The sequence below is a fragment of the Bacteroidota bacterium genome (assembly GCA_040388375.1).
Classification (GTDB): domain Bacteria; phylum Bacteroidota; class Bacteroidia; order UKL13-3; family UKL13-3; genus JAAFJM01.
The window spans coordinates 51456-76284 of record JAZKBU010000006.1 but is presented as its reverse complement, the minus strand read 5'-3'; the positions used below and the strand labels follow the sequence as shown (position 1 = coordinate 76284).

Sequence of the window (24829 nt, the reverse complement as noted above, 5' to 3'; positions counted from 1 at the left end):
TATAGCAATAGCTTATTTAAGTTGAACTATTTTGGTTATGCTTTGGTTATTGCCCTGGCTTACTTTAATAAAGTAAATGCCACCATGCAATGCACTTATATTGTCCATAGCAAATATGTTTTTACCTGCCAATGGGTTTAAAGTAGTTTTGTATACCTCTTTACCCGTAATATCGCTAATGCTTACTTCGGCTATGCCATTTTCCGGTGTTACCAATTCTAATTGGAAGTTCTCTGTAAATGGATTAGGAAAAACTTTTATTGCAAAAGGTTCTGTATGGAATATACTAACTTTTACAATATTGGAATAAGTATAGGCTCCATCAAAGTCCACTTGTTTTAAGCGGTAGTATAAGGTATTTGCTTTTTCCAAAGCCAATGGGTCGCTAAGGTTATATTTATGGGTATTGGCACTGTTGCCTTTTCCTTTTACAAAGTTTACATATTCAAAGTCTTTACCATTTACGGAACGCTCTACGACAAAACCTTTGTTGTTAAGTTCACTTGCCGTTACCCAGTTTAGCCATACATCTTTAGCAACAGGGTTGGCTGTAAACTGAATTAACTGAACAGGCAAAGATGCATTGGCATCGGTACCCGTAAATACACCCACACTATTGGTTATAGTGGGTATGCTTATGGTTTTAGCTGTAGTATTTACTGTAGAACTTGGGTATCCTGACCAGAAAGAGCCATTATAAGTAGCACCTCTTAATACACTTTCAGAAACTACGGTACCTAATAAAGCAGGGTCGTAATTAATGGTAGAAGTATAGCTATAGGCACTGCCACCTGTTGCACTGAGTGCTAGGTAAGCGTTTAGGAAACGGGTACCCGGAAGGGTAGCAGGAGGGTTAGTGCCACTATAATATGCTCCGGTAATACTTGTAGGCACTGTGCCTGTATTGCCCCAACTAATGGTAGCCAAGTTTCTATTGGCAAAACTAATGGTACTGCTTCCGTTGAGTGCCGGTGCTCCACTTACAGTTACTGCTGGTGGAGTAGCAGACGAAGAGAATTCTGTAGCTCCTATATCTGTTCCTATGCCCGGTGTTGTACCACGTGTATTACCAGCGTAGTCAGTGTTAATGTTTGCAGAAATGCTACCTGCAATTCCTTTACCATTTAAATACCAGTTTTGTGATGCAGTAGTTACTACGTTTAAGTTTCCGGTGGCTACATCGGCATATAGCGCACTTGGATTAACACTTGCACTTAAATCTGCCCATGAGTTGGCATCTCTTAAGCTGTTAAGTCTCCAACTGCTCATATTCATATCAGTAGCTCCCCACAAACCAATAGTATTGGCAGCAGCAGAAGCCAGCATATTGTAGTTTACATTTAACCAACCACTTCCTGTAGGTATACCTGAAATTTCATTGGCAATGGCATAGTTTTTAGCAGTACCTCCGGTACGATTATTCAAGAGCGCATTGTTAATGAGTGTGATACCCGAAGTAATCTCAGAAACACTATTAGCCCCCCTGTGGAATGCGTAAGAATTTAGGTTTCCAGCTGCATTATTACCAGTAATTAATACACTATTATAGTAACAATTAATATTGAAACCACCAGATGTGTTTTGCCAAATACCATTGTATTGGATATTATTGGTTTGTGCATTGCCCAAAGTTATTTGGTTGTTTAAAATATCAATAGCATTAGTAATACCAAATACAATAATTCCACTAGCAGTTGCCATCGGGTTAATAGATGTAGCAGTACTTAAATTCCTAATATCATACACCCTATTATTATTTACGCGTGCACCATTGGCACTTTGAATAATAATACCCATGGCGTGGGTAAGCACAGCAGAATTGTTATTTGCAGCTATATTATATACTGTATTGTTAGCTATTGCTGGTCCAAGATTGGTAGCGGCAGCTAATGAAATACCAAAAGCGGCAGGTGCACTACTTAAAGAAGTATTGCTTGATAAAGCGCTTAAATTATACACCCTATTGCCAGTTATAACACTTACTGTAGAGCCTGCTTGTAAAATACCTCCAATACTTACTGTATTTTGGGTACCGCTAGCACTCATATTGGCTATGGTATTGTTGCTAATAATAATTCCCGGGTCAATATTTACCGGTGTGGTAATATTAATACCACGTACGGTACTACTACCATTGCACACTATACTATTGGCAATAGTTGCTGCTCCAATTATATTGTTAGTAATGGTAGTAATACCACCTGCTACAGTAATACCATTAAAAGCTACGGTATTACCAGGGCTGTTTAAAAAGAATCCAACTATTCTGTTTCCACTAATAGTAGTGGGTACATTAACAGTGCTGGTAATAGCAATGGCATTGTGGTTGGTTGGAGGGGAGAGTTGAATTGAGGTAAGGTTGGTAGAGTCTCCAATCATATTATTGATAATATTGGTTCTGCCTGCACTTACTATTATACCATTCCATTGAGTACCTGAGGCCGATTGAGCAAAATTTATATTTACAATTTTGTTTCCATTTACCGTACTGGCTATGTTATTACCTACATTCAGTTGTATTTGATTCCAGGCGGCTTGTACATTACTTGTCCAAGCTGCACCACCTCCGTTTGCGGCCGTACCACCAATTATATTATTGTTTATGGTATGCCCTTCGGAAAGGATGCCTCCATTGAACCTAATAGGTAAAGGATTGGCTGTAATTACCGGTAAGTTAATATAGCAACTATTGCCCGATACATTCCAGGCATTACCCGAACCAGCATCTACATTTACGTAAACAGAAGAGGCATTGAGTAAATTACAATTGCTTATTACATTATTGCTATTTAACACCAATCCACTATGGAAACTACCTATTAAAATAGCCGGAATACCATTAGGAAAAGTTTGCGACTGATCGTTTCTAATGGTACAATTGGTAATACTATCCATGCTGTTGCCAAAACTATTGGTAGTACCGGCAAATGAAACTCCGCCAGCATTTAATGCAACACCCAAGTTGTTTGCCGTTTCAATAGTTAAGTTATTCAGTCTGCATTGGGTAGCACCATTTACAAAAAGCACTACCGGGCCTGAGCTATTACTGTTGCGCAGGGTAAGGTAATTAAGAGCTGTATTGCTACTTTGGTGTGGCACACCTGTTATTTTTACCCTGTCTGCACCATTCAGTTTTAATATACCTGTACCTATGTTTCCACTTATAATTCTGGCAGTGGTAGCCGTTGAATCTGGTCTTATGGTTAAGGTGTAAGTTCCAGCTCCTGCACCATCTTCTCCTATTTGATTCAAAGCAAAAGTACCGGGTTCAGTAGTATTTGTTTTAATAACTGCCGTAATAGAACCACCAATGGTATTGCCATTCAGCATTTCAAATAAGCCTCCTGTACCTGTTAAAGTAGTGTAGGTTTGTCCGGCACCCACTTCAAATAAACTATTAGCAGGAATTACAGGTAAAAAAATGTAAAAGTCAGGATTAAGTGGCTCGTTAGTAACCGTGTTTACATTGCTGGCAATGGCATAGGGTTTTTGAGAGCAAATGTTTCCTCCTAAGCTATCTTCCGCTATTATATAATAAAATATAGTATCTGCTGTATTTACACCACCCAAAATACCATATTGTATTTCAAAGGTAAAATTAGCATTTCTTTCATTACCTGTATATGCAATAGCCATTGTGCTGGCATACGTACCAGCAACTCCTTTTTTAAAGTATATTCTAGGCATACTAACACCATTTATTAATGGAACGCCTACGTTATCTTTAATATTTACATTGCTAATGGTTAAAGGTCCTGTTAAATCACCTTGGTTGGTAGCAGGGGTATAACTAATGCTAGGCGGAAATACATCGGCTGACAGTGTAAATGCACCAGCGTTGGCTCCAATATCAAAAGGAGTTAGCGTAGCACGTAAGTTGCCATCAAAATCAGTGGTAACAATAGCAGCTAAACTAGGGTCGCCCGCACCTTCTGCAGGGTTATTGGCTTCTAAGCGTAGGTTTACATCAAAAGCGGGTCCTGTAGAGTTCAGGAATAAAGAGTCGTTGGTAGTACCACTTTGTAAGTCGTATCCACTACCTCTTAACCAACCGGCAATACCCGTAAGCGTAGTATAGTCTATTGTGTTAGTTCCGGCTATATGCCTACCAGTGCCATTGGCAAGTAGTAAGTTAAAGTTACTCATCAAATTGCTAGGATTTACTGGTAATGCAGCTAATCTAATAGCAAAGTTTTTACCTGAACCACCATTATTGGCAATATTATTCACCAAAATATTATTTCTTATGTCATACAATTGTGTTCCGGTTAGTGTGCCACTTAACCTAATGGCAGCAGTAACGCTAGCACCAGTAGCAGGTGCACCACCTAAGTATACACTGTTGTGGAAATATTCAAAATTACCTGTTACATCATTCAAGAAACCATATACTTCATAAGGACCAGTATATAAAGCACCACTTGAGTCTATTCCCAAGCGTACCATATTATTGGCGTATCGGGTAAATGAGCCAGAGTTTTGTTGAATACCAATCATTCTGCCAACACTTGTAGTAGCCAGTTTGAAACTATGTATATAGTTGCGGGTAACAAAATTAGTAACTACCGTAGTTGTTCCTTGGTATAAAATACCTACTAAATTGACAGTGCCACTCAATCCTTGCCCTTCTAAAGTATGCACCGTATTGCCATTTATGTTTAATGCACTACCGGAGCCATTGTGCATAATGCCTATAATAGCGGACGAAACGGTAGTACCGGTTGATACACTATTTGACAGGATATTATGTACCAAGTTATTGTTAATAGTATGCCCACTTCCTGACGATTGCATAATGCCTATTACCTGTGCGTTTGTAGGGGCCGGATTGTTATAAGTTAAATACCTTACCGTATTGTTCGATATAGTTTGTCCGGGACTAGAAGACGAACTCCATATACCAATTAAAGTAGCAGTAGTAGTGGTACCGGTATTGGTAGAGAATGCGTTTAAGTTTTCAACCACATTGTTGGTAATGCTTGGTAAACCTGTTGCATTAAAAATACCCAATACCTGAGATGATGTAGATACCGTTCTTGATAAATTGGTCAATCCACTAATAAAATTATTATTTACCTGAATACTGGTAGTACCGCTGCTTATATTTATACCCATTACAGGGGCTGCTGTATTGCTACCTACATTGAGCGAAGAGTCCCTTAAATTAATAATGCGGTTATTATTAATTTGGAGTATTGCAGTTTGATTCCAAGCACGTATGCCATTTACTACTACCGTGGTATTAGCGGCTATATTGCTTGTATTGGTTATGTTGGCAATTATATTATTGTTTATAATACTATTAGAACCTGTTTGACAACTAATGGCAAGCGTACTTCCGTTGCCAGCATGTTTTATATTGTCCGTAAGTAAAGTATCGCCTATATAATTATTAGTAATAGTAGCTACTCCACCGCCATTGTTTACTATAATGCCGGTAAAGTTATTTGTTGCGGTATTGGTAAAGTTTATATTGGCTATACGGTTGTTATCAATAAAGGTACCTGTAATAGCGCCTGCTGTAACATTTATTCCTATAAAGGTAAAACTAGTAGCAGCGGGGCCAAACCATTCGCCAGTTCCACCAAAATTATTACCAGCTATTAAGTTACCACTTATGGTATCATTGTTTGAAAGATTACCAGGTATAAAGTTAATAACCAATGGCGAAGTAGTATGAATACTTGCTGTATCCTGAAAGAATACATTATTCTTTATTCTATAATTATTTCCTGTACCAGAACCAATAGAAATGGCACTGGTGTTAAAGCCATAAAAATAACTATTTTCAATGAGCAGGTTTTCATTTTCTCTATTTACACCGGTAGTGCCAGACGCGGCAAACAATATAGTAGGGATTAAGCCGCTGGCAAATCTTCTAAAATGACAATTTCTAATTTCAATATTATCGTTTCCGGTAATGAGGGAAGTTGAGCTTATTCTTACTGCCCCACCATTGATTACTCCTGTACTGGTATTGTTGGTTTCAAAAATTACATTGGTAATAGTGTTGTCCGATGCATCATTCAGCATGGTTAATACGGGTTGGGAAGTAGCGGTATTTCTAATTAAAAGATTAGTGTCAGTTGGGGTTCCGGTGGTAGAGAAACCTACAAAACGAACTCTATCTGCCCCGTTTAGTCTTATCATTCCATCAGCAGTGGTTACAGCTCCTGTCATTAATACTTGCGTATTGTTTAATGGGCGAATGGTAAGCGTATAACCAAAATTACCTATTACCCCTGCATTAATTTCAAGCCATTGGTTTAAGCCAACAGAACCCAATTCGGTTATGGTAGTTCCTCCTTGTAATAGTACGGTAGTGTTGCCTTGCAATAAACTGTTGTTAATGGCATTAAATAAACCTGATGCACCGGTTAATGAAGTATAATTTCCGGTAGCGCCTACCGTTACCGTAAGTGGTATAGGGTTGGATATAATATATTGGTTTGGCGTAGCTGGAGCATTGGTTACAGTGTTGGTATTAGCAGCTACCGCATAAGCCGGAAGCGAAGCATAATTGCCCGTACTATCTTGTGCAATTACATAGTAACGAATTACGTCAGTTGGTATTACACCACCTAATAATGAGTAATCAATGGTAAATGTCCAGTTTCCGTTTCTATAATTTCCGCTGGCTAATGCTCCACTGGTAGAGAAAAAGGTACCATTGTTTTTGTTAAAATACACCTTAGGGCTAAAAGTGCCTGCTTCTATACCAGAGCCCACTTCTACTATAGTGGCCGTAAAAGTTCTGTTTACTATACTTGGAGTATTGGTAAGAGAAGTATAACTAATTAGAGGAGCAATAGAATCTGCACTTAGTGTATTGGTGGCCGATGACCATGCACCAATATCTACAGGTGTATTTGTTATTCTATTATTGTTTCCAAAATCAGTATTGATGGCTAATGTTAAAGCGTTATCACCCACACCTTCACCTACATTATTGGTGGCAGGACGTAAATTTATGCTTCCTGATGCTACATTTGGTGCAATTAAACCAGGGTTAGCTTGCACGCTGTTTAAGTCAATGCCCGCTAATCGTCTCCAACCGGCAGTACCTAACATGCTTGTAGCATTGCCTGGGCCTCCACCAATAAAGTTATTTGTTAAACCAGTTCCAGCCCATAATATGTTGTAATTAATAATACTTTGTACAGTAACTGGTGCACTTCCAATATTAATTGCATAGTTACTTCCGGTTCCTCCCGTATTTTGTACCAAATTTACAAAAATATTATTCCTTATATCTTGGGCAGCTAATGAGCCAAAACTAGAACGGAAAGCTGCTGTAGCAGAGGTGCCTGTTAGTGGTGTACCTCCTATATATACAGTATTGTGGTAAAATCTATTGGTAAAAGTAGCAGTTGATACCGTATTGTTAATACCATTGATGGTAAATGGTCCTGTAAATGGATTGCCAGTAGTGTCAATACCTAAACGGATTAGGTTATTACTAAAACTGGCAAAACTATTTGCCACTACTTCAATACCTGTTAATACCGTAGCCGTTGTACTTCTGCTGCTAAAACTATGCACAAAATTATTATTACAGAAAGAGTTATTCCCCAATAGTGTAGTAGATGAAAGGTAACGGATACCTTGCACGGCACCAGTAGTACTGGTATGTGTATTTACTAATCCGGAAATAGTATTGCCTTCACATTCGTTATTTAATGCACTAGCAACATATTGAATACCAATTATACCCGGGTTAGTTGTTGTAAATGCATTGTATAAGGTTTTAATGGTATTGTTCGCAACCCTGTTACCACTTGTTCCAGAAACAATTATACCATTCACTTGAGTAGTAGTTGGGGTTACCGGAGAAATGGCCAAAGAATCAATATAGTTATTGGTAATTAAAGCCTGACCTGATGAGCCAAAATTAATACCATTTAAAGCACAAGAAGTGCTTGTATTTGTATTGGTTGAACGGGTAAATAAACCATAAACTGTATTATTGGTAATAGTAGTAAAACCGCTACTTACATAACAAATTCCATTTATTTGGGTAGTTTGTGCTGCTTGTGCCGAGCGTTGGTATAAATGTTTTACTATATTGTTTCTAATAATTTGGCCGGGTAAGCTTGATGAATTTAAAATACCATTGATTGCAGCACTACTTGTAGTTCCCACTGAGGTGGTAGCCAAACTATCTAAATGTATGCCATCAATGGTATTGTTTTCTATTGTATTGGTACCAGCGGTAGCCACAATGCCTACTAAAAGGCAGCTACTTACGCTGTTGTGGTTGTTTCTCAAAGGTTCGCTTGGTGTGCCTATATTGTTATTGGCTATTGTAACCGTATTACTTGAAGCCGAAGAGCCTATGCCAACAATAGAAGCAGCAGTAGTGGTACCTGTATTATTAGCATTTGTTCTAAAGCCTTTAATAGTATTATTACTTACATTTACAACTTGCCCACCACTCAGGGTAATTCCTCTAATAGCAGCAGTAGTTAAAACATTATACACTGATAATGTTTTAATTTGGTTTCGGGTTATGCTGTAATTGGCAGTTGGTGTTGCATTGATACCAATTAAAGCAGCGTTGTTAAAAGATAGGAAAGAATCAACAGTATTGCTATCAATATTGGCTACTCCGCCAGATAATTGTATGCCTGTAAATGACAAGGTATTGATAGTATTGGGCAAATACCAATTGCGGATAACATTGCCATAAATTGTGTTTGCCCCACCTAAAGTGGTGGTTACCTGCAATGCTACACGGGTTATGGCGGAGTTATTGTTAAATGCCAAGCCTCCGGTATTGGCAGCGGAACCGCCAATAAAATTATTGTTTATAGTATTGCTTACAGAGCCACTGGTTGTACCTGGAATAAAGTTAATGGCATTCCAGGTGGTTGTTTGCACGGTAGTGGTGGCAGTATCATAAAAACTATTATTGCTTATATTCCAAAAAGAACCATTTCCTGTATTGGTTCCATTTACCAGAATACCATTAAACGAAAAGCTATTGAACTCATTGCCACTAATGGTATTGGTGTTATTTTGTACAATGGCTGATGTGCCTTGCGAAAGAATACCAATTGCATAATTACCAGCGGTAGAACGGCCAAAATAGTTGTTTACAATTCTATTGCTATCATTTCCTATAAAACCAGTTGAAGCTAAAATATTTATACTACCTGCTGTTGTAGAAGTGTTTGCACTGCGTAAATTGATGTTTCTTATGGTATTGCTAATAGCATCATTTTGCAGGGCAACTAAAGTGCCTGTTAAAGACGTGTTTATTATACTTAGGTTTCTATTGTTGTTGTTAGAGGAATCTCTACCATCTAAAATAATGTTTCTACTGCCAGAAAAATTAATGATGTTACCAGTATTGCTTACTATAACCGCATTATTGCCAAAAGCGGGTTTAAAGGTAATGGTATTAACAGCTGAATTACCTGTAACATTAGAAAAAGTTAATGGGAACACTTCGCCTTTGGCAACATTGTAAAGCGTATCTATTAATTGAAAAGTGGTAGGACCGTTTACTCCAATATCATTCAGCACAGAAATGGCCTCTGTAATGCTTACAAAATCACCAGTAGTACCAACTGTAAAGGAGCCTGATAAAGCCGGGGTTCTAAATATTCTTGCATTAGTATCATTTGAAAGTACCGTATCTGCAACACTATTAGGCATACTGGTCCAAGCTTTAAAGCGGTGCAGTGTATTGGCTGTAAATGGAGAAGTACCCAAGGTTACTGCGGCAGTGGTACTGCCAGTGCCATTTACAGTGTCTATTGGTGCGGTATTATAAGTAACAGGTGTTTGCAATACCCCATCAACTGACCAGTTTACATCTACCGTATTAATTACATTGTTTCCAAAGTTTTTTACCCGAGCAATAATTGTATTAAATCCCACAGTTGGAGCCGTGGGTTCATCAAATCCTATAACTCCAGCATCATTGGGTGCTAGGTTTACTACCTCAATTCCAAAGTTTAGCATTCCAGTAGCTGAACCGGTGGCGGCACCACCTGAAGGGCCAAATACCCGCGAATTACCCGTTATAGTTGTTTGTCGTGTTTGGTTGCCAGTTCCCGCAGTAACGCTCATTTCAAATACCAATGATAAGGTTGGATCGTATCTGAATGGGGTGGTAAGGGGAACCATAATCCAGGCTCCAGCAGCGGCACCCGTTATTGTAAAAGAGGGAGCACTAAAAACAGTGGTCATACCTGGGTTAAAAGCAATGGAAGGCCATGCCGTTATTGTTCCCACATTTTGTGCTAATTTCAAGGTGAAATTACTGTAAACGGTTGCATTATTGGTGGTGCCTCCAAGTAAAAAATAAATTTTTGTAATGGATCCTGATCCGGCAGGAGTACCAGTTGTTCCATTTGTATTGAAAGCTCCGGGCGCAAACACCCATTGTACTTGATTGGAAGTAGCACTATTTAATGGAAAAGCATTATCCGCACCACCCGCATTTAAATTATAAAGGGGTGGTATAGTTACAGCAGTTTGGGCATTACTTATTATTTGTATTAAGAAAAATAAAATAAGGAGCAACACATTTGTTTTCTGTCTACGCTGAAAGGAGGAGTTTACACTCTTTATAAGAGTCATTGGTTGGTGGCCAATTATTAACTCTTTGAATTTAAAAGAGGTACAAAAATTTTTAATAATAATTTTAGTAGTTGTTCTTTCCATAAGGTGTATAATTAAAATCAGTTTTACAGAAATAGTTTTTTGAATGTTAAATTACTAATGAAGATGTTTTAATGTATTTAAAGTGCTGTAAATAAGTATTTTAAAAAGATTAAATCGATAAGATATATTCAAAATCAATTTTAAATGCCCAACTATTTTTAACAAATGGTGTATCCAGAACGAAAACGGCCAATTAAAATTAGATATCATTATAGAAATGATAAAAACGAAGATGGTGATTACGGTATTGGAGAGGTCTTAAACACGAAACAAATAGAACGATTACGTTGAATAAGTCTTTCAAAAAATGTAATACTGGAAAACGAAATTAAAAGTGTAACCGAGTATATACTTTGGGCAGAAAATAATAGTCAATGATATTCACCCATTGGTGAGGATTTGGACAGTCTTTTTTGTATAAAACCAATTATAAAAATAGCCTTTTCAAGCAAAAAAATACCCTAATGTTATTTTTATAATTTATTAGCGTATGATAAAGAAAATACATCATACCCTTTACTTTACGTTGAATTATAACGGGTAAACGTTTGAGTTGGAATTAGCCAAGGATGCCTCCTATTAAGCGAATAATAAAATATTATTGAAAGTAATTATTAAGCACAACACCTACTTGATAAGAACGAATAGACATATAGATAGCATCTTTACCATTGTGCCGCTTACAAATAGGGTAAATATAAACGGTGCTGCCAACAACAGGTTTCTCAGCTGTTGTTCCCGGAATAACATGGCCGCCAACAAAATCTGTTATATTGCAATCGAAAGGTGGAACACCATTTGAATAGTCTAAAGAAGTACAGGACGTTGGGTAATATTCGTTATTGCAGGTTATACACCAAAGCTGGATCCATGAGTTATAGCCATTCGGCCTCGGGTCGTAGGTAGAGCCTATAACATTCGCAAATGCATAGTCTATAGCCCATGTAATGGTTCCTCCGTAGGTGGAGCCAACAGTTGATTGTACTTCAATAATGTCATCCAGTGAAGGTTCTGTTACATCCGCTTTTTCAGGTTTAAACATGGCTTTAAAATCCTGGTAATTATCTGGGGTTACAACAGGAGCACGGCCGGTTTGAATAACCCCTTGTATACCTGCCTCCAAAAGTTGCTCAACAAGTGTATGGATTGTTTGCCTGATAGCTGTTTGAATAACTTGCGTTACTATAGGCGTATTGTCGGTATAATCGTTCCATACATTGGAGGGTGCAGAGGGGGCTGCGGAACTGTTCAGAATATAATGACTGAATATGTCAGGATGCCCATTAAGGCTGGTATGAATGGCTATTTGTTTGTTGCTGAAATCATCAGGTCCTGGAATGGTAATATACTGCGTTGCCGGATCGTAGCTATAAGGAATGGATAAGTGGGCAAATACCTTATAATGAAAAAAGTTACCAATTTCGATGGGAGCGCTGGTAAATGAATTTTCGCCTGCAGTTAGTTCTAAGGAAACAGGTACGGTATAGTGCCCTATACTTAAAGGGCCATGATTGAATGGATTTAAAACGGGTAAATCAAATTGTATGGTTGCCATATTAGAAATGAATAATTAGTGTTTAAAAGGAAAGGTTTGTTTATTTGAGTAGGTACACTGCATTTGTTGCAATTGTCAATACAATACTCCATGATATGTTTGGCAAATACAAGAGTAGAAATACCCTTTTTTAGCAGGGGGAAACACTCTTTTTTAAATAGGAAAACACTCTTTTTTTACTGAATAAATGTAAACAACACATTAGTTTGGGCCAAGTCCTTCCCGATAGTTATTGGAAGCTATGGGACTAGAACCTGTTGTTAGTAGAAGCAATAGCACGGAGGTAAAGAACAATATAACAATTCAACCTTATCAACCATTCATACCCCCCCAATCCATTTATCAAAAAATAAAAAACGGCATGTAAAAATACCCTAATGTTGTTTTTATAATTTATTAACGTATGCTAAAAAAATACATTTTACCCTTTACGTTTGTGGCCACTTTTGCTTGTAACCAAGCACCCAAGCACGAACAAAAAAAATTAACCATGTTGCCTTATCCTCAAGCCAAAACAGATAGTCAAACCGATAATTACCACGGAACCGCTATAGCCGACCCTTACCGTTGGTTAGAAAACGACACCGCTGCTGATGTAATAGATTGGGTAAAGGAAGAGAACAAAGTAACCCAAAATTACTTAGGACAAATTCCTTACCGTACCCAAATAAAAAACCGATTGACAGAAATTTGGGATTACCCCAAATACTCAAGCCCGTTTAAAGAAGGCGATTGGTATTACTTTTTTAAGAACGAAGGTTTACAAAACCAAAGTATTTTATACCGACAAAAAGGTTTAACAGGTGAGCCGGAAGTATTTTTAGACCCGAATAAGCTAAGCGAAGACGGAACAGCTTCATTAGCTAGTTTTACTTTTAGCAAAGACCATAAGCTATGTGCCGTTGGTGTGGCACAAAGTGGTAGCGACTGGAACGAAATATTTGTAATGGATGTGGCCAGCAAACAAAAGCTAACTGATAAAATAGAGTGGGTTAAGTTTAGCGGAGCCACTTGGAAAGGCAATGGCTTTTTCTATAGTCGCTACGATGAACCAGTGAAAGGAAAAGCATTCAGCAATGCCAATGAGCATATGAAAATATATTACCACAAAATGGGTACGGCACAAAGTACCGATGAGTTGGTATATGAAGACAAAAAACATCCGTTGCGTTATTTCAATGCAGGTATTACCGAAGACGAACGTTTTATGTTTATATACATAAGCGAAGGAACAAGCGGTAACGAAATATTGGTGAAAGATTTAAGCAAAAATGAAAAAGCATTTAAAACCCTTTTCAAAGGTTTTGAAAATAACTATGCTGTAGTTGATAATATAGGCGATAAAATTTTAGCCACTACCGATAAAGGCGCTGCTAAATACCAATTAATAGAAATTGACCCTGCTAATGCAGATGAGAAAAACTGGAAAACTGTTATTGCAGAAAGTACTGATTTATTAGAAGGCGCAAGCCTTTGGGGAGGTAAATTATTTGCTACCTACTTAAAAGATGCAAGCACCCGCATATACCGCTTTAATGCGGATGGAACAGGCAAAGAAGAAATTGCTTTACCAGGTATAGGTACAGCCAGTGGCATTGGTGGTAAAAAAGATGATACCGAAACCTTTTATACTTTTACTTCATTTACCAACCCGGGCGAAATATATAAGTACGATTTAAAAACAGGCAAATCAGAATTGTTCCGCAAAACAGAAGTGAAGTTTAATGCCAACGATTTTGAAACCAAACAAGTATTTTATACCAGTAAAGATGGAGCCAAAGTACCTATGTTTATTATGCACAAAAAAGGCTTGAAACTAGACGGTACAAACCCAACTATGTTATATGGTTACGGAGGATTCAATATATCATTAACACCATCGTTCAGTGTAAGCCGTATTATGTTTTTAGAGCAAGGTGGCGTGTATGTTATTGCCAGCTTACGTGGCGGTGGAGAGTATGGCGAAGACTGGCACAAAGCAGGTATGTTAGGCAAAAAACAAAATGTATTTGACGATTTTATTAGTGCAGCCGAATTTTTAATAAAAGAAAAATATACCAGCAGCGACAAGTTAGCTATTAATGGTGGCTCAAATGGTGGATTATTGGTTGGTGCTTGTATGACCCAACGCCCTGAATTATTTAAAGTAGCTATTCCGCAAGTAGGTGTATTGGATATGTTACGTTACCACAAGTTTACCATTGGTTGGGGCTGGGCAGTAGAGTATGGTAGCAGCGATAAAAAAGACGACTTTCAATGGTTGATAAAATACTCGCCATTACACAATGTTAAACCAGGAGTAAAATACCCGGCTACTATGATAATGACAGCAGACCACGATGACAGGGTAGTACCTGCACACTCATTTAAATTTGCAGCCGAGTTACAAGCCAAAGCCGATACCCTAAACCCCATATTGATTCGTATAGATAGCAAAGCAGGACATGGTGCAGGCAAGCCTACCACCAAGCTGATAGAAGATGCTGCTGATATGTGGAGTTTTGTATTGTGGAATTTAGGTGTAAGTGAAGTAAAGAAATAGAAAAGAACATTGTTGTATTATAAAAACGTCCGCTTAGCAATAGTTAAGCGGACGTTTTTATGTTTATTCCTGACTACGTATTTAAAGGAATTTCAACAGTGACTGTAGTCCCTCTGCCTACAAACGAATCGAAAAAAACCTTTCCGTTAATATAGTTTACACGGGTTAAAATATTCTTGAGTCCAATACCCTCAAACGAACCCATTTTGGTGGTGTCAAATCCATTTCCATTGTCGTCAATTAATAGGCTCAGTTCATTATCGTGTTTAATTATCTGGATACTTACTTCCGTTGCACTAGCATGTTTAATAATATTATTCATCAGTTCCTGCAATATCCTGAAAACAACCGTTTCAACTACATTGTCCAGCCGTTGATGAATGCCAAAGGTTTCAATGTTTATTTTTATTTTATCCGTATTGTTTAGTTTGTTTATAAAGTTTTTAACAGCCGTTATCAGCCCAATTTTAACCAATGAATCCAGCATCATATTATGGCTTACCGTGCGTATTTCCTGAATAGATTCGTCAACCAGTTCAATGGCATTGTCCAACATATCCTTATTAAAATTGGCCGTTGGTTCCAGTACACTTTTAAGACCCGATAAGTTTAATTTAGCAGCACTTAATTGTTGGCCAATACCATCGTGCAAATCACGGGCTATGCGTGTTCTTTCATTCTCTTCCGCGTCTATAATGGCTTTTGCATTTTCCTCCTGTTGCTTGTGTAATTGGCTATCGAGTAAACGTTGCTGTTTTAGTTTAAAGCTATTGTAAAACAAATAAACCAACGGAACACATAAAAGCAAGGTAACAGCTAAAGACCATTTAATAATATTGCTTTTAGAAAGTTCCGCTTGTGTTAGTTCATTTTCTTTTTGCAGCAATAAATTAGTGGCTTCCTTTTCCTTTATTTCATACTTGGTTTGCAGGGTGCTAAACTGCTCCGCCATGTCCAAACTAAAAATAGAATCTTTTATAGTGGTGTATTTATTGTAGTTTTCTACAGCCAGTGAGCCTTTACCCGTTAAAGCATATACATCGCCAAACGATTTATATACCAGCAGTAAAGTACTTTTCATATCCTGCTCCGTACAAATTTTTTCAGCCAGTTTTAAATGGTATAAAGCATGGGTATAATCCTTATTGGTTAAATAAACATTACCCACATTATTATGGTAAAGGCCAATGCTGTTTTTATCATGTGTCAGCTCTGCAATTTTCAGGGCTTTTAAATAATAATCAAGTGCTATTTCATCGCGGTATAGTTGCCTATAATAATAACCCAGGTTGTTTAGCGTAGCACCCACCTGAATACTATCGTTAAGCAAAGAAAATATTTGTAATGCCTTTTTTTCATTGTTAATGGCCTCGTTAAAGTCATTCTTTTTTTCGTACGATGTGCTTAAATTATGCAGGGCATTGGCAATACTGAAAGAATCGTTTTCAGCTACTGCCAGTTTATAAGCTTGGGATGCAAACTCAACCACCTTATCATAATTTTTTAAGCCGCTATATAAATAGCAAATATTGTTTAAAGTATAGGTGATGTTTTGATTTTCCTTTAGCTGCTTATAAATAAATAACGCTTTTAACTGAACAGCCAAAGCATTTTTATATTGGTCCATTTCCGAATAACAATAGCCAATTTTGCTGTACGAAGAAGCAATGTCTTTTTGGTCGCCTAACGATAAGCGAATGGCTAATGCCAGGGCGTGATACTTTAAGCTTTCTTTAAAATTACTTTCAGCAATTAATGAAATACCAATATCGTTATATCCCTGTGCTATATACTTTCTATTGTTTATTTTTTGTGCCAGTAATAATTCATCAAAAGCATATTGTTTGGCTTTGGCACTATTGCTCCTTAATAGTAGCCAGTTTAAATCACTGTAAGCTTTTAATTTAACCGTATCAATCTTGGTAGTTGATAGTATTTGTTCAATACTATCAACCTGAGCCATACTGTTGGAGAGCTTTGCAATTAAAATAAAAAGTAACAGTGTTAGTTTTTTTAACATAACAATAAGTATGATGAATTAAATGAAGTGAAAACAATAAGAATTACTTTGTCCTAATAAATTAGTTAAGCTCCTTTTTTAAGTAATCGCCCATTTTTTTAACACATCCATTTACCATATTCTGGTAAGCTGTAATATTTAAATTATCGTTAGTTTCTTTTTCTTTCTCATCTTTCAGTTTAGGGTTAATAAGTAATCCTTTTTTGAAAGGCATGCGCACACCACAGTAAAATAATCCTTTGCTGTAACCATTTCCATCTCTTTTACCTTCTTTTAATGGAGTAGGATTGGGGCCAAATAAATGCATGTTTAAAGCACATAAGTAAAACCTGCTTTTGCCCCATCTTTCATTAGCTAGCTGGCTGTTATAAATAATCAATACTGCATCTACATCAAGCGCTTGTGCCAGTTCGTAACCAACTGACTCTATCATTTGTCCATCAAAACAACCACTTAAGTTATTACCTTGAACGGTTACTTTTTTTGCATCACTCGTTTCCCTGTTGTTTATTTTTACCAGTTTATACCCGTCAGCAGTTTCATCTGTTTCAATGCTGGTTGAAAGGTTACCCATGTTTTTAGCAAACTTGCTTAAGCTTTGGCCTATTTTGTTTATGGTAGTATGCTTTACTACAAAGTTATTGTAAGCATCTTTTTTTTCCTGGCTGGTTAAAAACTCATTGGGTAACAATACCTCCATACCATATTTACCAAATCCCTCTTTTATGTTTTGAATGCTTGCATTTAAAAAGTAGTTAGCATAAAACTGCGCATTGGTAGAGCCTGTATTGGTGGTGTTATAAGTTTTACCTGTGTAGTTTGAGCCTGACACTACAGTAATACCCGGATCGTCTACATAAAAGCTAACCAAGGCAATTCTTTTTGGCATTTTACCAAGGGCTTTCATGTCAATAGAAAAGCCTTTACCGTTAGCCCTTATTTTCGATTGGTTAAAATCAAATTTAGCTTTACCACTTAAATTGGTTTCAGTAGCGTAAGATGAAAGTTTTGGAGGACTGCATGAGCTTACCAATATACTTGTAATTAATAGTGCAGCAATTACTTTACTTAGTTTTGATGTTGTGTTCATAATAATAATTTTATTGATGAACAAAACTGCCCGATTAACAACGTAAGCTCAATACCCTTGCAAGGGTAATTTACTACTCAGTGTTAGCACGGATAGCGCATAAAAACTAAACTATTTTATTGTTAATGGCATATTTTATTAAGCCTGCCACGCTTTTGGTATTTGTTTTACGGAAAATATTTTTGCGATGAGTCTCCACAGTACGTTCGCTTATAAATAACTTTTCACCTATTTTTTCATTGGTATATTCATCAGCAATAAGTTTGGTAATTTCTATTTCGCGTGGTGTTAATTTAGCCTCTTCTTCCGTACTGCTTATATTGGATTTGTTTTTAATCGTATTAATCAATTCCTGCGTTACTTCGTTGCTAAAAAACAAATGGCCATCGGCAATTTTTTGTAAAGCCAGTTGCAGCTCATCAGTACCCGTATTTTTTAAAATATAGCCTTCCACACCCGCATCAATCATTTCGTTAATCGTTGTCTTGTCGCTAAACATGGTCAGTGCGAGTATTTTTATAGCAGGAAACTGTTTCTTTATTTTTTTACTCAGTTCGATGCCTGAAAGCGCTTCCATATTAATGTCGGTAATTACAATATGAGGATTTGTTTTTTCAATTAATTCAAGCGCTTCAAGCGGGTTCATAGTACTGCCCACTACATCAAACTGGTTTTTAATTTTAAGTAATGATTTGATACCGTCAATCATTATTTGATGGTCATCAACGATAAAAACTTTTTTTCTTTCAATACTCATAAAAGTAGCCTTAATGCAACAAACATAAGTTTTACATTGAGTATACCCAATAACACGGATACAAAATTACCCGCATAGCGGTATTTACCAGAATTAATGCGGCTTTTACTTTTGTCCTACACAAATTAAAAACTACTATATGAAAACAAATCTATTCATTGTTGCTATTTTATTTATTACGCAGTTGGGTCAACTAAATGCACAAAATGTAAGTTATAAAGTGTTGGAAGACGATCCCGATACAAAGAATATATTTATCGCTGCCAATGTTTTTGACATCAATGCATATATGGCCAATATGAGTCTTGGTTATAATATTTATGCCAATGCATTTTTAGGAAAACGTTTCCAAGCCGATGTTGATTATAGAAAAGCGTATAACGATGCCGGAATAGGTATTTTTTCGCCAAAGGATTTAACAAAGAATTTTCAAATCAGATTGGGCGGACAGTTTAATTTAGTGAATAAATTAGCAAGGAAAAATGCCCGTGTGGTATTATCATCTTTTTCATCAGGAGGTTTTACGCATACTACTTTTATAAGCGTTCCGGCTAATTTTAGACGTATTTTTGCTGTAAGAGGAGGGTTACAATATTTTTATAATAATTGCAGAACCGATAATGGAGCTAATAATTCACGTGCTGCCAACGATGATGATATGCGTGCTAAAATAAATGGGCAGGTAGTGGTGTTAACCGACCCTAATAATTTTGAAACCGTAAATTATACCGTAAACACATTTGGTATTTATGGTGGTTTAAGTTACAAATCAATATGTAATATTATAATAGATGCAGAGTCGTGGGGTAAAAAAGGCCGCTCCGTATTAAGCGATTTTTATGCCGATGTACTATTTTGCCCTTTGGTAAGTTACGATATTAAACCTAACAGTAACCAAGCTTATTTGAAAGATGCCGATTTGAACATTAGCGAAAACAAACCCAGTTATTTAGGATGGCGTTTTGGTTGGCAGGCTGCCTTAGGTAGAAAAGTAGCTTTTACCACAAAAATGGAAATTGGGCAACAACCGGGAAATAGAAGCGAAACCTTTTTTGTTAATTTGGGTATTGGAATAGGTTTTGGAACAAAATGGTCGCTTTTAGATAAATTTTAACCTAAAAAAAGATTTAACATTTTATTTTACCCGAAAAAAAGTATCATTGCACCCTTATTTAAAAAACCACGGTTGCAATTGATTATTAGCTGCTTAATAGTTAAATGAACATTTTTATATATTTTTTACAAAAAAATGTACAAGTGTTTGTTAATTAAAACAGAATGCTATACTTTTGCCACCCCTAAAAAAAAGAATATACTGTGGATTCATTGAGTTACAAAACAATATCAGCAAATAAAGCTACTGTTAACAAAGAGTGGTATGTATTTGATGCTGAGGGACAAACTGTAGGTCGTTTTTCTACCAAAATAGCTAACATGCTACGCGGTAAAAACAAAACCAATTTTACCCCAAATGTTGATTGTGGTGATAATATTATTATTGTCAACGCTGAAAAAGTTCGTTTTACCGGTAACAAGTTAAACGATAAAGAATATAAATTCTATTCAGGATTTCCTGGAGGATTAAGAACAGAAACTGCAAAACAATTACTTGTTCGCAGACCAACTTACGTAGTAGAACATGCAATAAAAGGTATGTTACCTAAAAACAGATTGGGTGCGGAATTATTCCGTAACTTATATGTATACCAAGGTGCAGAACATCCGCATGCTGCTCAACAACCAAAAGAACTCAAATTTTAATAATGGAAGTGAATAACGCACTAGGAAGAAGAAAAACTGCTGTTGCTCGCGTGTACCTAACTACAGGGACGGGCAATATCACGGTAAACGGTAAAGAATTCAAAACCTACTTTCCTACAATAGCCTTGCAAAATGCAGCATTGAAACCTTTTGAAGTAACAAATACTTTAGGTCAGTTCGATGTAATGGTTCGTGTAGATGGTGGTGGAACATCAGGCCAGTCCGAAGCAGTTAGTTTAGGAATTACAAGAGCACTTGTGAAGTTTAACGCAGAGTTAAAACCAGCTATGAAAGCAGTTGGCTTAACTACTCGTGACCCTCGTATGGTTGAACGTAAAAAACCAGGTCAGAAAAAAGCTCGCAAGCGTTTCCAATTTGTTAAACGTTAATCAAAAGGTACACAAAAAATGGCAAGAATTACTCAAGAAGAATTATTGGAGGCAGGTGTACATTTTGGTCACCTTACCCGTAAGTGGAGTCCTAAGATGGCACCGTACATTTTCATGGAAAAGAACGGTATCCACTTAATTGACTTAAATAAAACAGCGGTAAAATTAGATGAAGCTGCTTCAGCTTTAAAAAATATTATTCGCTCAGGTCGCAAAGTAATGTTTGTGGCTACTAAAAAACAGGCTAAAGAAATTATTGAAGCAGAAGCTAAACGTGTTAACATGCCTTATGTTACTGAGCGTTGGTTAGGTGGTATGCTAACTAATTTCCAAACTGTTCGTAAATCAATCAAAAAAATGCAAACTATTGAGAAAATGGGTATGGACGGAACATACACTAATATCAATAAAAAAGAGCGTTTAATGCTTGATAGAGAAAAAGACAAACTACGTAGATTAGTTGGTGGTATTGCTGAAATGAACCGTACTCCTGCTGCATTAATTATTGTTGATGCAAAAAGAGAACATTTAGCAGTAGCAGAAGCTATGCGCTTAAATATTCCAACTTTTGCAATGGTTGATACCAATACTGATCCAAACAATATTGACTACCCAATCCCTGCAAATGATGATGCAGCAAAATCAATTGCTTTAATCACTAAATATTTAACTGATGCTATTGTTGAAGGTATGGCTGAACGCAAACGCGATAAAGAAGTTGAAACCGACAAAGAAGAAGTAGTAGCAGTTGTAGAAAATACGCCTGAAGCATAATTAAATTTGCTTAAGTATTAATAAATTGAAAAGAGAATTTGAATTCAGTTTCAAGTTCTCTTTTTTATAAAAATTCAGTGTTGTTAAAACCTAACAACCATTTCAAAAAAACTAATAAAAACAAAAATATAATTATGTCAATTACAGCAGCAGATGTAAATAAATTGCGCCAAATGACTGGTGCAGGTATGATGGATTGCAAAAAAGCATTAACTGAAACCAATGGCGATTTTGAAGCAGCGGTTGATTTTTTGCGTAAAAAAGGAGCAAAAGTTTCAGCAGCTCGCGCTGACAGAGAAGCTAAAGAAGGTGCTGTTATAGCCAAAACCAGCGCTGATAAAAAACTAGGTGTTATTATTCAATTAACCTGCGAAACTGATTTCGTTGCTAAAAACGAAGATTTCGTTGCTTTCGCAAATAAGATTGCTGATTTAGCTTTAGCTAACAAAGCTCCTAATGCTGATGCTTTAAAAGCATTAGAGTTAGATGGTTTACCATTATCAGAAAAATTAATTGAGCAAGTAGGTAAAATTGGTGAAAAAATTGATGTTATCAATTACGTAATCATGGAAGGTGAAAACATAGTTCCTTATATTCACGCTGCTAACAGATTAGGTGTATTGGTTTCATTAAACAATCCAGCTAGCGAAGCTAATTTTGTAGCTGGTAAAGACGTAGCAATGCAAATTGCAGCAATGAACCCTGTTGCATTAGATAAAGGTGATGTTGATGCTGCTACTATTGAACGCGAAATTCAAATTGGTAAAGACCAAGCATTAGCAGAAGGTAAACCGGAAGCTATGTTAGAAAAAATTGCTCAAGGTAAATTGGGTAAATTCTACAAAGAGAATACTTTATTAAATCAGGAGTTTGTAAAAGATGGTTCAAAAACCATTATTCAAATGCTTGATGGAGTAGAAAAAGGATTAACTGTTACTGCTTTTAAGCGCGTAGCACTTGGTTAATAAAATATTTAAAAGTCCCTTTAAAGGGACTTTTTTTTTGCCTTATATTGCCAATAATTTATAATACCCCTTATACAATAGAATATATATGATTTACAAACGAGTACTCTTAAAATTAAGTGGCGAAGCCTTAATGGGAAGCCAACAATATGGTATTGACCCCAAAATTTTAGAACAATATGCACGCGAAGTGAAAGTAGCTGTTGATGCAGGAATAGAAGTGGCAGTTGTAATAGGTGGTGGTAATATTTTTAGAGGTGTGCAAGGTGTTTCAGGAGGAATTGTTGACAGGGCACAAGGTGATTATATGGGTATGTTAGCTACGGTTATAAATGCCATGGCTTTGCAAGGTGCTTTTGAAAAATATGGTATAAAGACACGTTTGTTATCAGCTATAAAAATGGAGCAAATTTGCGAGCCTTTTATTCGCAGACGTGCTATGCGCCACATGGAAAAAGGCCGCGTAGTTATATTTGGAGCTGGTACAGGTAATCCGTATTTTACAACGGATACAGCGGCTTCATTGCGTGCAGTAGAAATTGAAGCGCAATTGGTATTAAAAGGTACCCGTGTAGATGGTATTTATACTGCTGACCCGGAAAAGGATCCTACGGCTACACGTTACGATAAAATTTCGTATCAGGAGGTATATGAAAAAGGTTTAAACGTAATGGATTTAACAGCTATTACTTTATGCCAGGAAAATAAACTAGCCATTGTTGTTTTTGATATGAACAAAGAAGGCAATTTTGTTAAAATTTGCCAAGGTGAAAACATTGGAACTTTAGTTAGCTAGATAAGTTTACCATGTTTAGTCAATTACTACATGATTTACAACAAGGGAGTAAAAAGGCTTTAGCCCGTGCTATTTCTTTGGTTGAAAACGATAGTACTGGATACGAGAGTTTATTAGAAGAATTAACATTTTCAAAAACAATTCCATTAATAGGTATTACAGGCCCACCCGGTGCAGGTAAAAGCACTCTAATTAATGCTTTTGCTAAGTATTTAACGGAACAAAATAAAAAGGTAGCCATTATTGCTATCGACCCAAGTTCCCCATTTAATAAAGGCTCACTCATGGGCGACAGGTTGCGTATGAGTGAGCATTTTCTCAATCCCAATATTTTCATAAGAAGCATGGCCAGCCGCGGAAGCTTGGGTGGTCTTGCTCCTAAAATATTTGAGGTAGCTGATTTATTGAAAGCAGCACAATTTGATTACATCATTATAGAAACGGTTGGCGTTGGGCAAAGCGAAGTGGAAATAGCGAGTTTAGCTGACACTACCGTTTTGGTATTGGTACCCGAAGCCGGTGACGATATTCAAACCATTAAGAGTGGTGTAATGGAAATAGCTGATGTATATGTATTGAATAAAGCGGATAGGAGTGGGGCTGATATATTCTATAAAAACCTGTGCGCATTGGCTCATAACAATGCTACTGAAAACTGGGAAACACCCGTTATAAAAACAGTAGCCAGCAAATATGAAGGTTTAGATTTACTGAATGAAGCGATACTGAAATACCAGGCAGCCAATATTCAGTCAAAGAAAAAACAATTATTATTAGCCGAAAAAGCCATTATGCTTATTAAAAACCAAAGAGTTAAAGATATTCGTTTTGATGTTATTTTTGAGGAGCTGAAAGAAATAAGTCAAATGCAAAACTTTAATATATATAGATATGTTAAGAAATATATTTGAAATATTATTTAAATGAAAGTAGCTATACTCAGCGGTTCAGCAAGAACAAATAACAATACCATAAGGGCTGCCAGGGCTTTAAAAAACAAATTAGATGCACTTGGTTATACTTCAACCATTATTGATTTTACTGTATACGATTTACCTCTCAGCAATCAGGCAAAAATTGATGCCAATAATTTAACTGCTTTTCAATCGCAGTTGATTAATAGTTGGGCCGAATCGCAATTAATAATTACTATTTCTCCTGAATACAACTGGACTACTACGCCTGAATTATTAAACATGTACAATGTGCTGGGTACACTTGAGTTCAGGCATTTGTTCGACAATAAAGTGTTTTCATTCGTAGGTGTTTCTACAGGTAAAGGAGGTAAAATGCCTTGCCTTACTTTAATACAGGTATTGGGTAAGCTGGTAAGTTTTACCAACAGTTATTCAGTGGTATCACCTAAAATTTTCGAATCGCATTTTACCAAAGAAGTGTTGGACGAAAATGGAAATATCAACGACAACGAAATGTACAACAAAGGCTTATCAGACTTTTTAACTTATAGTTTAAATACAGCTAAACGCTGGATTCCTATAAGCTGAT

Annotated in this window: 14 protein-coding genes; 9 read left to right on the top strand and 5 right to left on the bottom strand. The window is 36.6% G+C overall.

Going from position 1 to position 24829, the window contains the following annotated elements; translation table 11 throughout:
* Nucleotides 1-12: 12 nt before the first annotated feature.
* Nucleotides 13-10674: a T9SS type A sorting domain-containing protein gene (locus V4538_10255; GenBank protein MES2381411.1), complete on the bottom strand. Its 10662-nt coding sequence runs from the start codon at nt 10672-10674 to the stop codon at nt 13-15.
* A gap of 598 nt (nt 10675-11272) precedes the next feature.
* Complete coding sequence (locus V4538_10250; protein ID MES2381410.1) at nt 11273-12229, bottom strand: hypothetical protein; 957 nt, start codon at nt 12227-12229, stop codon at nt 11273-11275.
* 403 nt (nt 12230-12632) lie between these two features.
* On the opposite strand from V4538_10250, the gene V4538_10245 reads away from it, so the two are divergent.
* Nucleotides 12633-14771 (top strand): prolyl oligopeptidase family serine peptidase, encoded by a 2139-nt coding sequence (locus V4538_10245; protein ID MES2381409.1) that lies wholly within the window; start codon nt 12633-12635, stop codon nt 14769-14771.
* 73 nt (nt 14772-14844) lie between these two features.
* On the opposite strand, the gene V4538_10240 is transcribed toward V4538_10245, so the two are convergent.
* The 3 genes from V4538_10240 to V4538_10230 form a co-directional block, all read right to left on the bottom strand.
* Nucleotides 14845-16791, bottom strand: a complete 1947-nt coding sequence (locus V4538_10240) for a sensor histidine kinase (protein ID MES2381408.1) — start codon at nt 16789-16791, stop codon at nt 14845-14847.
* A 61-nt stretch (nt 16792-16852) separates the two neighbouring features.
* A complete protein-coding gene (locus V4538_10235) occupies nt 16853-17881 on the bottom strand; it encodes a hypothetical protein (protein ID MES2381407.1) in 1029 nt (342 codons plus the stop codon).
* 106 nt (nt 17882-17987) lie between these two features.
* A complete protein-coding gene (locus tag V4538_10230) occupies nt 17988-18638 on the bottom strand; it encodes a response regulator transcription factor (protein MES2381406.1) in 651 nt (216 codons plus the stop codon).
* Nucleotides 18639-18777: 139 nt separating this feature from the next.
* On the opposite strand from V4538_10230, the gene V4538_10225 reads away from it, so the two are divergent.
* From V4538_10225 to V4538_10190, 8 genes are all read left to right on the top strand, one after another.
* Entirely contained in the window at nt 18778-19752 is a 975-nt protein-coding gene (locus V4538_10225) for a hypothetical protein (protein MES2381405.1), read from the top strand.
* A gap of 203 nt (nt 19753-19955) precedes the next feature.
* Nucleotides 19956-20399: a 50S ribosomal protein L13 gene (rplM, locus tag V4538_10220; GenBank protein MES2381404.1), complete on the top strand. Its 444-nt coding sequence runs from the start codon at nt 19956-19958 to the stop codon at nt 20397-20399.
* A gap of 2 nt (nt 20400-20401) precedes the next feature.
* On the top strand, nt 20402-20788 hold the full coding sequence (gene rpsI, locus V4538_10215) for a 30S ribosomal protein S9 (GenBank protein MES2381403.1): 387 nt from the start codon (nt 20402-20404) through the stop codon (nt 20786-20788).
* A gap of 18 nt (nt 20789-20806) precedes the next feature.
* Nucleotides 20807-21562, top strand: a complete 756-nt coding sequence (rpsB, locus tag V4538_10210) for a 30S ribosomal protein S2 (protein MES2381402.1) — start codon at nt 20807-20809, stop codon at nt 21560-21562.
* 134 nt (nt 21563-21696) lie between these two features.
* On the top strand, nt 21697-22527 hold the full coding sequence (gene tsf / locus V4538_10205) for a translation elongation factor Ts (protein ID MES2381401.1): 831 nt from the start codon (nt 21697-21699) through the stop codon (nt 22525-22527).
* A gap of 88 nt (nt 22528-22615) precedes the next feature.
* The gene (pyrH, locus tag V4538_10200; protein MES2381400.1) at nt 22616-23323 is read left to right on the top strand and encodes a UMP kinase; all 708 of its coding nucleotides are present in this window, start codon (nt 22616-22618) and stop codon (nt 23321-23323) included.
* A gap of 11 nt (nt 23324-23334) precedes the next feature.
* Complete coding sequence (gene meaB / locus V4538_10195) at nt 23335-24234, top strand: methylmalonyl Co-A mutase-associated GTPase MeaB (GenBank protein MES2381399.1); 900 nt, start codon at nt 23335-23337, stop codon at nt 24232-24234.
* A 12-nt stretch (nt 24235-24246) separates the two neighbouring features.
* The gene (locus V4538_10190) at nt 24247-24828 is read left to right on the top strand and encodes an NAD(P)H-dependent oxidoreductase (protein ID MES2381398.1); all 582 of its coding nucleotides are present in this window, start codon (nt 24247-24249) and stop codon (nt 24826-24828) included.
* The last annotated feature ends 1 nt before the right edge of the window (nt 24829 follow it).

Coding starts and splice junctions, on each gene's coding strand:
- V4538_10255 (MES2381411.1), bottom strand. CDS start 10,674: ATGGAAAGAACAACTACTAAAATTATTATTAAAAATTTTTGTACCTCT.
- V4538_10250 (MES2381410.1), bottom strand. CDS start 12,229: ATGGCAACCATACAATTTGATTTACCCGTTTTAAATCCATTCAATCAT.
- V4538_10245 (MES2381409.1), top strand. CDS start 12,633: ATGCTAAAAAAATACATTTTACCCTTTACGTTTGTGGCCACTTTTGCT.
- V4538_10240 (MES2381408.1), bottom strand. CDS start 16,791: ATGTTAAAAAAACTAACACTGTTACTTTTTATTTTAATTGCAAAGCTC.
- V4538_10235 (MES2381407.1), bottom strand. CDS start 17,881: ATGAACACAACATCAAAACTAAGTAAAGTAATTGCTGCACTATTAATT.
- V4538_10230 (MES2381406.1), bottom strand. CDS start 18,638: ATGAGTATTGAAAGAAAAAAAGTTTTTATCGTTGATGACCATCAAATA.
- V4538_10225 (MES2381405.1), top strand. CDS start 18,778: ATGAAAACAAATCTATTCATTGTTGCTATTTTATTTATTACGCAGTTG.
- rpsI (MES2381403.1), top strand. CDS start 20,402: ATGGAAGTGAATAACGCACTAGGAAGAAGAAAAACTGCTGTTGCTCGC.
- rpsB (MES2381402.1), top strand. CDS start 20,807: ATGGCAAGAATTACTCAAGAAGAATTATTGGAGGCAGGTGTACATTTT.
- tsf (MES2381401.1), top strand. CDS start 21,697: ATGTCAATTACAGCAGCAGATGTAAATAAATTGCGCCAAATGACTGGT.
- pyrH (MES2381400.1), top strand. CDS start 22,616: ATGATTTACAAACGAGTACTCTTAAAATTAAGTGGCGAAGCCTTAATG.
- meaB (MES2381399.1), top strand. CDS start 23,335: ATGTTTAGTCAATTACTACATGATTTACAACAAGGGAGTAAAAAGGCT.
- V4538_10190 (MES2381398.1), top strand. CDS start 24,247: ATGAAAGTAGCTATACTCAGCGGTTCAGCAAGAACAAATAACAATACC.